This is a genomic window from Mycobacterium sp. MMS18-G62, from assembly GCF_053877835.1.
This window is the reverse complement of record NZ_CM132662.1, coordinates 5,846,184-5,858,746: the sequence shown is the minus strand read 5'-3', so window position 1 is coordinate 5,858,746 and position 12,563 is coordinate 5,846,184. Positions and strand designations below refer to the sequence as shown.

Here is a 12,563-nt window from a genome sequence, read left to right as displayed (position 1 = left end):
GATCCGTTCAACCTACATCATGTAGGTTTCCAACCATCAGGGTGTATGTTGTTCGGGCACATGTAGCAGGGAGGAGCCGTGTGATGGGCAAGCCGGCGACCAGGACAAGCCAAGAGGAACTCGAACAGAGCATCCGGGATGCGCAGGAGAAATTCAACGAAGGTATGGGCGCGGACGGCGACGCATCGCCGTATCCGATGCTCAAGGAGCTGCGTGCGCAGAGCCCGGTGCACGCCGGCTGGCCGGAGATGGGGATGGTCGGCAACAGCGGCGACGGCCCTCAGACGTTCACGGCCTATACGTTCGACACCGTCAAGGCGATCTTCACCGACAACATCACCTTCAGTACGCGGTGCTATGAGGACGTCGTGCGCCCCCTCCAGGGACCGACGATTCTGGAGATGCAGGAACCCGAACATGCCGTGTACCGCAAACTGCACGAGTTTGCGTTCGCCCGCTCATCGATGAAGCGATGGGATGCCGAACTCGTTGGGCCGCTGGTTGACCGGACGATTTCGAAGTTCAAAGACGCCAAGCGTGTCGACCTCGTCGATGCGGTGTTCATGCCGGTTCCGGTCCGGGTGATCGCGGCATTACTGGGACTACCGGACTCCGATGTCCTGCAATTTCACCGGCTGGCCATCAACCTGTTGGGCTTTCGCGGAGATATGGACTGTGCGATGCGCGCGTCGGCCGAGATGAAGGAGTACTTCGTCGGGATACTCGCCGATCGGCGAAAGGCCCCGAAGGACGACATGGTGTCGATCCTCGCGGCCGCTGAGATCGATGGCGTCAAGATGTCCGACGAGCAGATCTACGGCTTCATGCGCAACCTTCTGCCCGCGGGTGCGGAGACGACGTCGCGGTCGACCGCCAGTCTGGCGATGGGACTGCTGACCCACCCGGATCAGCTCGACGCCGTGCGCGAAGATCGGAGCCTATTGCCTCAGGCGATTGAGGAGGGTATTCGCTGGGAGACCCCGTTGCTCAACTTCATGCGTGAGGTCACCTGCGACACGGAGATGGGTGGGGTACGGATTCCCAAGGGCGCGACGATGATGCTCAGCCTCGGGAGTGCCAACCACGACGAAACCCGATGGAACGAGCCCGAGAAGTTCAACATATTCCGGGAACGCAAGCCGCACATCGGTTTCGGGCACGGCGCCCACGTGTGCCTCGGGATGCACCTGGCGCGACTGGAGAGCACCAAGATCTTCAATGCGCTGTTCGACGAGCTTCCCGGACTGCGACTCGATCCGGACGCACCACCGCCGTATATCACCGGCACCATGTTCCGTTCGCCGCCACGACTGGACGTGGTGTGGGACTGAGGAAGGGCTGACATGACTCGAGTGATCCAGTGGGCGACGGGCGTTACGGGGATGATGTCGCTGCGTCACGTGGTCGAGCGCTCCGACTTGAAACTCGTCGGGGTGAAGGTTTACGACCCCTCGAAGGCGGGTGTCGACGCCGGAACGCTTTGCGGCATGGACGAAGCCGGAGTGACGACGACCGACGATCGCCAGGCGCTCATCAATGCCGAAGCGGACGTAGTGCTGTACATGGGAAAGGTCGAGACGGACACCCCGGGATGTTTTGCCGACGTGTGTGATCTGCTCGCCTCCGGCAAGAACGTCGTGGCAACCGGGAGCCGGTTCATCCACCCACGGTCGCTGCACGAATCTCTGGCCGACGGCATCGAAAGTGCTTGCCGCGCAGGCAACTCATCGTTCCTCGGCTTGGGGCTTTACCCGGGATTCTTCGGCGAATCACTCGGACCGATCCTGGCTCGGCTGACCCAACGTGCAGATCGCATCAACGTTCGCGAGGTGCTGAACTACTCCACCTACGCCAGTCACGACCTCATCTTCAACGCCATGGGGTTCGGATTCGCCGCCGACGACACGACTCCGCTGCTGGCGAACACCGACTACGCCGCAAGCGCCTGGATCGGGAGTGCGACGGTCCTTGCGCAGTCGCTAGGTCTCGAGATTCGCGACGTTGAGGGGTATCGCGAAGTCGCCACCACGCCCCGCGCGCTGACCGTGGCCGCAGGTGAGATTCCGGCGGGCACCGTCGGCGCGATGCGCTTCGGCGTGGTCGTCGATTGCGGGGACGTGACACTGTCCGTGGAGCACCTCACGCGGATGGCGGACGACCTTGCGCCGGACTGGCCGAAAGAGATCGGTTACGAGGTCACGTTCGAGGGAGAACCCAACTTGCGGCTTCATCTCGAGATCGGATCGCACGGCGAGGACCACGCTGAGCAGGGTTGTCTCGCGACCGCGATGCACGCGATCAACGCGATACCAGCGGTCATCAGCGCAGACCCGGGACTGTACGACCTGTCGACGATCTCGCCCTTCGTCCCGCACTGGACCAATCGCACCGTATCGAACGCCCAGTCCTGTTCCAGCGATGAGTGAGATCTCGTTCGTCGACCGCGTTGCGATAGTCACTGGCGGAGCTCGAGGGCTCGGCGAGTCCTATTGTCGCGAGTTGTCGCGCCGCGGCGCCGCGATAGTGGTGCACGACAACGGCTGTGACACCGGAGGTCGAGGCCAGAGCCCAACGCCCGCACATGATCTCGCGGCGGCGATCGTCGCCGACGGCGGGCGCGCCGTGGCGTGCACCGCGGATGCCAGCACCCAGGAAGGGGGAAGCGAGGCGGTTGCGGTCGCGCTCCGGGAGTTCGGCCGACTGGACGTCATCGTCGCGAATGCGGGCATCATCCATGACGATTCGTTCCAGGATTGGCCGACCGAAAGGTTCGAGGCGCTCTTACGGCACCATCTCTTGGCGGCCTTCCACGTCGTTCGCCCTGGCTTCGCGGTGATGAAGGAGGCCACCTACGGTCGCCTGGTTTTCGTGACCTCGGCGGCGGGAGTCTTCGGTCAGCCGGGCCTCGCCGGGTACGCAGCGGCCAAGATGGGGGTTCTGGGGCTGATGAATGTCGCGGCCCTGGAGGGTGCCGAGTCAGGTATCGCGGCCAACGCGATCATGCCGATGGCGGGCACGCGCATGGCGCTGGCGCTGATGGCGGATGCCGCCGAGACGGCCGACGGGCGTGCGTTTCTGGACACTCTGCGCGTGGATCAGGTGGCGCCCGTCGTGGCGTACTTGGCGAGCGAGGCGTGCACGCAGACGCACACCGTGCTGAGCGCCTTCCGAGGCCGGGTCGCGGCACTTCAGATCGGCGTCACCCGCGGGTGGACCAGCCCGACCGGAACCCTCAGCGCCGAGGATGTTGCATCACGTCTGCCCGAGATCACCGACGCTGCCGGGATCCTGGTGCCCGGTTCGATCTTCGACGAGATGGCGTTCGACGCGACGACGGCATGACGATCGACATTCGTCGCTTCATACCCGCGTGAGCCACGCGGAGCTCCAATGAGAACGCTGCTTTACATAGATGAGAATCACTATTATCGTTGGCCCGTCGTTCCAGTCAGTTGCCGAAGCCCGTGTAGCAGCGGATCAAGGGAAGATCCGCCATCGTCGCGAAGCCGGCGGGCGCATCGCAGACGGCTGGGATGGCGTTGACGACCTGCATCGCCACCGTGATCAGCCCCGCTTTAACGTGCTCTTCTATCGTGGCTTCGCGGGAGAAGCTGGCCAACGGGAAGAAGTGCGTCTGCATCGACGGATCCCCTTCGATGGTCAGCGTCCAGCCGTCCAGGGGCTTTGGCCAATGCTCGGGATATTCACCGCCGACCGTCCACAGCGTCTCGAACTCGATCAGCGTCTGGCCGTCGCGAAGGCCCCGGAACTTCCATCGCTGCCCTGCAGTGGTTCCCTCCTTCACCACCCGGCTGAATATCTGCAAGTCCTTTGTCGCCGGAACGGTTTCGAGGTCGACCGTTACGTCGTCGATGCCCCCGTTCAACGTGTCGGAGAGGAACCAGGTCTGTTCGACGAACAATCGGGCCAAGAAGCTGAGGTACTTGTTCGCCGTCGGTGTCACCTCGTCGGTTGGTCGGCCGAACCACATGCCGTCGAAGGTGATTTCGGTGCTCTCCCATAGAGTCCAATCGGCCCGCTCTTGCAACTTGATCTGATCGATGGTGCGGCTCATCCCGGACAGCGCCAGCGGCAGCACGCCGGATAGGTTCCCAGGATTGAGGCCGCTGCCGTGGATCGTGCTGTTGCCTTTGTCGCAGGCCGCCTGCAGGAGGACACGGTCCGCCTCGGGGATGCGCCTGGGGTGGAACAGGAACGACGGCGTCGCCACGTTCTTGCCGCTCTCGAGTAGCGCACATACGTCGTCGAGGTCAGTGAACGACGGTGCGTAAAGGACCAGATCAGCATCAAGTGCGAGGATCTCTTCCGTATCGGTCGTCGCGGTGACGCCAATCGGCGCCCGGTCGACGATCGTGCCGAGGTCGGTGCCGTTCTTGGCGTCGGAGTAGACGCGCGCTCCCACGAGTTCGATGTCGGGCCGGTGATCGAGGATCGCGGTGACCATCTCGGTGCCCACCGCACCGGTGGCCCATTGGATGACCCGAATCGGACGGGTGCTGACGGTCAAGAGTAGATCCCTTCGCGAGTCATCGGAGATGTCGCCACCATATCCACAGCGGTAATCAGCCTTCTCGCTTTCGGAGGTTTCGTTCTCCCGCCAACGTCGCCGCCCAGTTCAGGGAGTTGGCTGATTGAACACGATGAGAGTAGCAATTTGCAAAACTGCAAAGTATCGTTCTCAAAATGGATGACGTACTGGGTTATCAGGGCAAATCGGTCGTCGTGACGGGCGCTGCGTCCGGCATGGGCCAGGCGGCTGCACAGATCCTCGTCGACCTCGGTGCTACCGTCACGGCGCTGGATATCAACCCGACCACAGTGCCGGTCGCTCGCTCACTGACGATCGATCTGCGCGACCGCGCCAACATCGAGGAGGTCGCGGCGTCCATCGACGGCCCAATCGACGGCCTGTTCAGTTGCGCCGGGCTTCCCGGTCCGCCGTTCAGCGAAATGGACACCATCGTGGTGAACTTCGTCGGCGCCCGCCATCTCGCCGAGCAGCTGGTGCCCAAGATGTCGAAGGGCTCGGCGATCAGCGTGATCTCTTCGTCGGCAGCGATCGGGTGGCAGGACCACATCAAAGTCATCACCGAACTGTTGGAGACCAAAGGGTTCGACGGCGCGGTGGCGTGGCTGCAAGCCAATGAGAAGACGTGGTCGTGGAGTGGCTACGCCTACTCGAAATACGTCATCGACGCGTGGGTCGGCTGGTGGTATCCCGAACTCGCCCAGAAAGGCATCCGCATCAATTGCACCAACCCGGGGCCCACGGAGACGGGAATGATGCCGGCCTTCCAGGACTTCGCAGGCAAGGAGGTCATCGATTCGTCCGTCGGACCGGTTGGACGATATTCCACGCCCGAGGAACAGGCTTGGCCGCTGGTGTGCCTGGGCAGCCCGAGGCTGAGTATGGTGGGCGGCGGGATTCTGTGGACGGACGGCGGCTGGAACGGTGCTATGACGATGGGCCGCCATCAGGCGCAGTGGGCTGATACCGCGGCAGGGGAGATGTCGAAGGCCGAGTGATCGACCTCAAATGAAGTCAGAGCCTCCGTCGACGTTGACGGTCGCGCCGGTGACATAGCCGTTGCGGCGGGAGGCGAGATACGCTGTCGCCGAGGCGATCTCCTCGGGCAGGGCCGCACGCCCGACATCGCAGGGATGGCCGTAGGTCTGCTCCACCCACTTCATCACGTCGTGCGGGTCGGACGAGTCGAGTCCCTCAGCGGCCAGGACATCTTTGAGAATTCCGGTGAAGCTGGCCGTGACGATGGTGCCCGGGCACACGCAGTTCACCAGGATGCCTTCGGGCCCAAGGCTCTTCGAAAGGTTCTTGGTGAAGCTCCACAGTGCTGCCTTGGTGTGTGCACCAGCGCGTTCAACGCACCCTCGGCAGCTAGTGTCTCGGCGATCGCCAGGCCCATGCCTTTACTGCCACCGGTGACAACGGCCTTCGCTCCGTCGAACCCCAGATCCATGTCGCCTCCTCTAATTGCCTTTGGTAACCCGGGGTGCCAAGTGCACGATGTCGCTGACCACCGTCGGATTCGCCCGCGACATAGCGATCAGCGACAGCATCGTGTTGGCAACGTCGTCGAGGGCAGACATCTTGGCTGGAATCTGACCCTCCTGCGCCCACGCCCGATACAGCTCGGCCAGCAGATCCCGGTCGGCCCCGCGCAGGATCTCGGTGTCCGCGGTCGGGCCGACGCTGGCCCGGATGACGGCGAGGTCGGGGTGTTCGGCCCGCCAGGATCGCAAGATCTCATCCAGCGCAGCCTTACTCGCGTGGTACGCCGCGACTCCGGCGCGAGGGTGACCGACGTCATGGCTCGAGGCGACAAGAGTGACTGCGTCGTCGGCAAGGTGGGGGAGTGCGGCACGCAGCACGTGTGACGCGCCTACGGCATTCACGGCGTATGCATGCAACCAGGTCGTCGCATCGGTGTCTTCGATGAGCGCGAAGGGCACGACCGCACTTGTGAATACGACGGCATCGAGCTCGCCGAAGCCGGAGGCGACTTCGCCGATCACCCGCTCGATCGCCGACGGATCGGAGACGTCGAGTTCGTGGGCGGATCCGTCGAGTTGTTCGGCCAGCGCGGAAAGGAGTTCGATACGCCTGGCGGCAAGGGCCACCTTGGCTCCCCTGGAATGCGCGGCAATTGCCAGCGCGTGACCGATGCCCGAAGACGCCCCGACGATCAGCATCCGAGTGCCGACGATGTTGGAGTGCCGATCGCTCATACTTTGCCTCCTTTGCCTGAATCTGTATAAGCCGACCGAGAATTGATGATCGCCCGGATAGTGCGGCGGCACCTCCCGCACTCCGACCCGGCGCCACACGCCTCGGACACTTGCTTTGAGGTCATCGCGCCCGCCGTGACGGCGGCCGACACGGTCTCGATCGTCACGCCGAGACACAGGCAGACGTACATCAGTCCGGGTCCGTTCGACTCGTGTCCGGTAACCGCATCGCATGGAGGAACCGACCGACGAAGACTGGCGGATATCCCCCGACGCCCGCCGCGGTGAGCCAGTTGGCAGCGATTTCCGAGCGTTCGATCCATTGCATTGCGGTGCGCACGCTAGCTAGCTGCTGCAAGAACAGCACTTCGCTCGGAGTATCGAAGGCCCGATAGACGAGGGTGCGGCTGATGCCCGCCTTCTCGAAGTCTTCAAGCGAGTCGCGCACGCGAACCATGAAGTCATCGACGCTCTGCACTGGGGCGATGGCAGCGACGACCACTTCCTCGCCTGGCAGCGGGGCTTCGCCGATGTCGAAGCGCCCGAGAGTCTCGCCCGCGAAAATAGCGGGTATGTCGTCGACACCCACGGCGTCGAACCATTCGAAGAAGTGAGGTGAGCGCAACAGGTCAAGCAGTGGTTGCTCGGTCCGCATACCGATGACGACTAGCACCTTGTCGGGTTCGACGACCGACTCGTAGACGAAGGCGTACTGCGCGCCGAGACCGCGAAGATTCTGCTCGTGACTCGCGAGTACAGACCCCACCCGCCGCGATTCGGCGACCCGGAACTCGACGGCGAAAACGAAGCTGCGAATCTTGGCGCGCGCCGTCATGCGCCTCCTTATGTGCACCTCGCCGATGTCAACGACATTCTCGCATGTGAGAATTAATATTCTCATTGCGGTATCGATCTGCTGACACGGGAGGCGATGTGATCGACTTCGAGGGCAAGGTGATCCTGGTGACCGGTGGTGGCGCCGGCATCGGCCGCGCGACAGTTTCGGCATTCGCCGAACTCGGCGCCCTGGTCGTCGCGCTCGAGATGGACCGTGCACGTGCCGAAGAACTTCGCGCATCGGCTACGCAGCGGGTCCTTGTGGTCGAAGGCGACGCAACAGACGCAGCCGACGTCGCGGCACTCGCAGAGACGATCAGCGGTCGGTTCGGTCGACTCGACGTGCTGGTCAACAACGTCGGTCACATGGTGACGAGGCCGATGCGGTTTGAAAAGTTCAGCGACGAAGAGATCGACGACATTTATCGCGTGAATTTGAAGCATATTTTTCTGGTCACCCGCGTGATGTTGCCGCTGTTGCGGGCTGCGGCCGGCACTTCGAGCATCGTCAATGTCTCGTCGGTGGAGGGCTTTCGCGGAATCCCGGGATTCGCGGTGTACGGGGCGTTCAAGACGGCGATCACCGGGTTCACCAAGAGTCTGGCGCTCGAACTGGGTCCAGAAGGCATCCGCGTGAATGCGGTCGCTCCGGAAACCACCGACAGCGCACAGGTACCGCTCGATCGCATGATCCACCCGTCGCAGCGACACAACATTCCGCGATGGATTCCCATGGGTCGATTCGGTACCCCTGAGGACATCGCCGGATGTGTGCTGTTCTTGGCTAGCCCGCTGGCGGGGTGGGTCTCGTGGACGGTCATGCGCGCCGACGGAGGATCGTTGGCGGCCGCCGGGTGGTATCGCGACGACCAGGGAAAATGGACGAACATGCCGGTGATCAAAGGAAACAGTGCCCGCCCGGCTGAATGAGAAAATGCCTATCCGCAGCCGATAACGCCTATTCTCAGGTGGTGACATACAGGGTGAAGGTTGAGCCGTACTACGACCCTTTCGACTTCGAGATCGACGACGACCCGTACCCGGTGTGGAAGCAGTTGCGTGACGTCGCTCCGCTGTATCGCAACGACAAGTACGGCTTCTACGCACTGAGCAGGCACTCAGATGTCGCGCGTGAGCTGGTGAACTGGAAGGACTACCGGTCCGGCAAGGGCACAACCATCGACATCATCCTCAACGGCGTCGACGTGCCACCCGGGATCATCCTCTTCGAAGACCCCCCGATTCACGACTTGCACCGACGGCTGTTGTCGGGTGTGTTCACACCGCGGCGCATGGCCGCTATCGAGCCGCTGGCCAGGGAGTTCTGCAGGCGTGCGCTCGAACCTCTCGCGGACGCGGACGCATTCGACTTCATTGCAGACCTCGGCGCCTGGATGCCGATGCGCACCATCGGATACCTGCTAGGCATACCCGAGGACAGACAGCTCGCGATCCGACACAACACCGACCGGATGCTCGAGTTGAAAGAAGGCGACCTTGTCGACGTCGCCGACGACATGCTGACGCGTCAAGGCTCGATGCTCGAGGAGTTCATCGACTGGCGCTACGACCATCCGTCGGATGACCTTATGACCGAACTGGTCAACGCCGAAGTCGAAGAACCCGACGATAGCCGTAGGCGGCTGACCCGCGAGGAAGTATTGACCTATACCGGCACTGTCGTCGGTGCGGGCAATGAGACGACAACGCGGTTGATCGGCTTCGCCGGCCAGCTGCTGTCCGACCACCCGGATCAGCGCCGAGAGCTCGCTGCCGATTTCAGCCTCATCCCCCATGCGGTCGAAGAGGTGCTGCGCTACGAGGCCCCCTCGCCCGTACAGGCGCGTCATGTCGCCCGTGAGGTCGAGCATTACGGGCAGACGGTGCCAGAAGGTTCGATCATGTTGCTCATCAACGGATCCGCCAACCGCGATGAGCGCCAATTCGCCGACGCGGACCGATTCGACATCCACCGGCAGGCCGCTCATCTGTCGTTCGGACACGGTATCCACTTCTGCCTTGGTGCGGCACTCGCGCGGGTTCAGGCGCGTATCGCTCTTGAGGAAGTGCTGACCCGTTGGCCTGACTGGGAAGTCGACTATGCAAGCGCGAAGCGCGCTCACACCACGAGCGTCAGAGGCTGGGCGACGCTTCCGGTGAGGGTGTGACATGACGAATATCGTTGATTCCAGCGCCGAATCAGGTGCCGTCGACGCGGCCGAAGCCTGGCACTCACCTTGGCCCGCACGGATCGGGTGGGGACTGTTCATCGTCGCCTATCTGATCTTCGCAGTGGTGACCGCCGCGACCGTCCAGTCCGGGCTGCACGGCGACCCTGAGCGGACCAATCCCAACCCAGGCCCCGCGCCTTATCCACCGTTTCTCGGCTTCGACAATTGGCCGATCGCAGTGGCTATCAGTTCGATCCCCATGGCGATCGGCTTGGTTTCGGTTCTGGTGTGGCTGTCATGGCGTCAGCGAAAGGTGCACTGGGCGGTCATCATCGCCTTCGCCGGGCTCATCACAGGCGCCCTGGATCCGCTCGCCAACTGGGCGACGTTCGCGATCTTCGATCCACGCATGTTGCACTTCCCCCTGTCCTGGCCGTATGTCAACATTTCGCCGAATCTGGAACCTGCGCTGGCGTTCCTCGGTGGCTATGCGGCCTACTACCTGCTCAACGGGCTGGGATTCTTGCAGTTACACCTCCGCCTCGTCGACCCGCTCATGCGACGCTCGAATTGGCTTGTCCGGCACCGGCTGGTCGCGGTGTTCATCGGTGCGACGATCGTGGCAATCCCGATCAACGGGCTGATCCAGTTCACATGGATGCGCGCAGGAATCTTCTTTTACACCGAAGCCGTCGGGCCGGTTCTGCAAATCGGACACATCCATTTTCCACTGATCATGGCGATCTATGATTCGATCATCTTCGGCATGGTCGCGGTGATGTGTGTCCGCGACGAGAACGATGAGCTGGTGCTGATCAACCGAATTGCGCGCTGGCTTCCAGCGCGCGCGGGCCGACCGAAGGTGACGCTGACTCGCCAGCTGCTTATCTCGGTCACGGTGGGTCTCGTCTCGTTCGCCGCACCACTGGCGGTGCTCGCCGGTCTTCGTGAAGCGGGACTGTCGAGGCCCGCTTACGACCAGAACCCGTATCCGAACGTCAAGGTGTACGACCCCTACGGTCATCTCGAGGAGTCCGGTAGACCAGGACCGTTCTTCAAATGAGAAGCTACCGAGGTCCATGTCGGGACTGGACTGAGCCCGCTAACTATGTGGGACAACGGATGTCGGCATAGTGGCGACCGACGATGCATCAGCGGGCCTGTCCCTGCGAAGGCGGAATGGTTTTCCGGGTCGAGGGTGCTGCAATCAACTCAATCCCTGATGTCGTCGATGCGCCGATGCGTGTGATCACCAATCCGTTGGCCGGCTCATCCATCGTCAGCAGACAGTCCCGTTCGTCGGTTTGACTGCCCCGCGGGCCTGATCTCTGATCGCGAGCTCGAGCGGCCCTGGTTGACATTCGGCAGACATTGAACAATCCTCACGGCGAGAATCGTTGTTCTCGACAATGAGAACAGACGTTAGGAGACTCGCATGTTCCAAGAGTTGCTGCGGCTGACGTTCGCGTGGGGAGCGATGGTCGGGATCATCTGGTTCTGGTACTGGCTGCTCTCGAACATCGGAACCTTCTGATGGCCGAGCGACCGCCGATAAGCGAACAGGACCGTCGTCGTTACCGCGCCCTGATTGTTTTCCAGATCGTGGTCTACGGAGCGCTGATCGCGATGTTTCTCATCCAACTTCAGATGCTCTTCGTCAACGATTGGTAGGCGGCTACATGACATCGATGACGCTGGACCTGCACGAGGACGAGAGTAGCCGTGCGCAGAAGTCGGCCGACCGCTGGCTGATCGTCGGAACCATACTGATGGGCACCCTGGTGCTCGGACCGCTGGGTCTCCCCGTCTTCTGCCGCGGAATATACCTATTTCGCAGAGCGCAGACCGCAGGGCTCTCGGTGCGGCCGATGATGGTCACGCTGATCGGCTACGTCATCATTCTCGATGCGGCGATCAACAGCATCGGTTGGGGCCTGGACATTTTCGCCAACCATGCATTGATCACCCGCACGATCTTCACCGCATGGGGCAACCTGATGGACGGCGGTTACTTCTGGCACTACAACGAACTTTGGATCGGCGGCGCGGGAGCACCGGGCGAGAAGTCCTGGATCATCATCTGCATCGTCGTCGTCTTCCCGATGCGCATCGCCGCGGGAATCGCCTTCCTGCAGATGAGGCGCTGGGGCCACCAGTGGATGATCGTCACCTGCTGGTTCGGCCTCATCGTGTGGCTGGGGTACATCCTCAACATGACGATGTACGCCGACGTGCGCTACGCCGGTGTGGCTTTTCCTGTGCTCGGTTGGTGGCTTTACAACATCTTCTACATCACGCCATTCCTGGCGATTCCGTACCTGCACACCGTGAACCGCGAGATCTTCTCGGACTGAACGCCCTGAATCAGGAAGCGAACTCATGAGCGAAAACGCCGTGGCGGAAGCCGACCCCTCGCCCGAACTCCCGGTCGGTACTACCCCCCCTTTCGCCCGAATGCACAAGTGGCTGAAGCGGGGGCTCTTCGTCTGTTTGTTCGGCCTCGTCATCGAGGGCGCGCTGACGGTACCGGCGTTGGCCGTCTGGTACGGATGGCCCAGCCTGTCGCTGACTGAGATCTGCAGCGAGCTGATGAAGGTCCGATATTCTGACGACACGCTCGAATGCACTCAGCCATACCCCCTTTCGGGACCGCCCTTCGGCGGTGCACCGGAAGCCGCCGGGCAGCAGACCGCCAGGGACGACTGGGGAATTCAGCCTGTTCCGCAGTATCCTCGCGTCGGTTTCCGCGAACTGGTGCGCATCCACGAAGAGCGAGAGAAGCACTGA

14 protein-coding genes and 1 pseudogene are annotated in these 12,563 nt (G+C 62.4%); 10 read left to right on the top strand and 5 right to left on the bottom strand.

Annotation, left to right across the window (positions count from 1 at the left end; translation table 11 throughout):
• Positions 1-83: 83 nt before the first annotated feature.
• From ACWW36_RS29240 to ACWW36_RS29230, 3 genes are read left to right on the top strand one after another with little or no spacing between them, the layout of a single operon-like run.
• Positions 84-1,331, top strand: coding sequence for a cytochrome P450 (locus ACWW36_RS29240; RefSeq protein ID WP_456139390.1), 1,248 nt, complete (start codon positions 84-86; stop codon positions 1,329-1,331).
• A 12-nt stretch (positions 1,332-1,343) separates the two neighbouring features.
• Positions 1,344-2,426 carry an NAD(P)H-dependent amine dehydrogenase family protein gene (locus tag ACWW36_RS29235; protein ID WP_456139389.1) on the top strand — a complete coding sequence of 361 codons (1,083 nt, stop codon included), beginning with the start codon at positions 1,344-1,346 and terminating at the stop codon, positions 2,424-2,426.
• Complete coding sequence (locus ACWW36_RS29230; protein WP_456139388.1) at positions 2,419-3,342, top strand: SDR family NAD(P)-dependent oxidoreductase; 924 nt, start codon at positions 2,419-2,421, stop codon at positions 3,340-3,342. Before ACWW36_RS29235 ends, ACWW36_RS29230 begins: the two co-directional genes overlap by 8 nt.
• A 106-nt stretch (positions 3,343-3,448) precedes the next feature.
• Here the strand turns inward: ACWW36_RS29230 and ACWW36_RS29225 are convergent, their stop codons facing one another.
• Positions 3,449-4,465, bottom strand: a complete 1,017-nt coding sequence (locus ACWW36_RS29225) for an NAD(P)H-dependent amine dehydrogenase family protein (RefSeq protein ID WP_456142673.1) — start codon at positions 4,463-4,465, stop codon at positions 3,449-3,451.
• Between the two features lie 239 nt (positions 4,466-4,704).
• Between ACWW36_RS29225 and ACWW36_RS29220 the strand changes: the two genes are divergently transcribed.
• Positions 4,705-5,547, top strand: coding sequence for an SDR family oxidoreductase (locus ACWW36_RS29220; protein WP_456139387.1), 843 nt, complete (start codon positions 4,705-4,707; stop codon positions 5,545-5,547).
• A 6-nt stretch (positions 5,548-5,553) separates the two neighbouring features.
• On the opposite strand, the pseudogene ACWW36_RS29215 reads toward ACWW36_RS29220, so the two are convergent.
• The 4 genes and pseudogenes from ACWW36_RS29215 to ACWW36_RS29200 all read right to left on the bottom strand — a co-directional run.
• Positions 5,554-5,883 (bottom strand): annotated as a pseudogene (locus ACWW36_RS29215) (SDR family oxidoreductase); the annotation flags it as partial.
• A gap of 126 nt (positions 5,884-6,009) precedes the next feature.
• Positions 6,010-6,768: an SDR family oxidoreductase gene (locus ACWW36_RS29210; protein WP_456139386.1), complete on the bottom strand. Its 759-nt coding sequence runs from the start codon at positions 6,766-6,768 to the stop codon at positions 6,010-6,012.
• Complete coding sequence (locus ACWW36_RS29205; RefSeq protein WP_456139385.1) at positions 6,765-6,959, bottom strand: (2Fe-2S)-binding protein; 195 nt, start codon at positions 6,957-6,959, stop codon at positions 6,765-6,767. Before ACWW36_RS29205 ends, ACWW36_RS29210 begins: the two co-directional genes overlap by 4 nt.
• A complete protein-coding gene (locus ACWW36_RS29200; RefSeq protein WP_456139384.1) occupies positions 6,959-7,603 on the bottom strand; it encodes a fatty-acid--CoA ligase in 645 nt (214 codons plus the stop codon). The genes ACWW36_RS29205 and ACWW36_RS29200 overlap by 1 nt, the downstream gene beginning before the upstream one ends.
• A 98-nt stretch (positions 7,604-7,701) precedes the next feature.
• On the opposite strand from ACWW36_RS29200, the gene ACWW36_RS29195 reads away from it, so the two are divergent.
• The 6 genes from ACWW36_RS29195 (at position 7,702) to ACWW36_RS29170 (ending at position 12,563) form a co-directional block, all read left to right on the top strand.
• Complete coding sequence (locus tag ACWW36_RS29195; protein ID WP_456139383.1) at positions 7,702-8,535, top strand: SDR family NAD(P)-dependent oxidoreductase; 834 nt, start codon at positions 7,702-7,704, stop codon at positions 8,533-8,535.
• A 41-nt stretch (positions 8,536-8,576) separates the two neighbouring features.
• The gene (locus ACWW36_RS29190; protein WP_456139382.1) at positions 8,577-9,773 is read left to right on the top strand and encodes a cytochrome P450; all 1,197 of its coding nucleotides are present in this window, start codon (positions 8,577-8,579) and stop codon (positions 9,771-9,773) included.
• A gap of 1 nt (position 9,774) precedes the next feature.
• On the top strand, positions 9,775-10,839 hold the full coding sequence (locus ACWW36_RS29185) for a hypothetical protein (RefSeq protein ID WP_456139381.1): 1,065 nt from the start codon (positions 9,775-9,777) through the stop codon (positions 10,837-10,839).
• A 470-nt stretch (positions 10,840-11,309) separates the two neighbouring features.
• Entirely contained in the window at positions 11,310-11,447 is a 138-nt protein-coding gene (locus ACWW36_RS29180) for a hypothetical protein (protein WP_456142695.1), read from the top strand.
• Between the two features lie 8 nt (positions 11,448-11,455).
• The gene (locus ACWW36_RS29175; protein ID WP_456139380.1) at positions 11,456-12,130 is read left to right on the top strand and encodes a hypothetical protein; all 675 of its coding nucleotides are present in this window, start codon (positions 11,456-11,458) and stop codon (positions 12,128-12,130) included.
• Between the two features lie 25 nt (positions 12,131-12,155).
• Positions 12,156-12,563, top strand: coding sequence for a hypothetical protein (locus tag ACWW36_RS29170; RefSeq protein WP_456139379.1), 408 nt, complete (start codon positions 12,156-12,158; stop codon positions 12,561-12,563).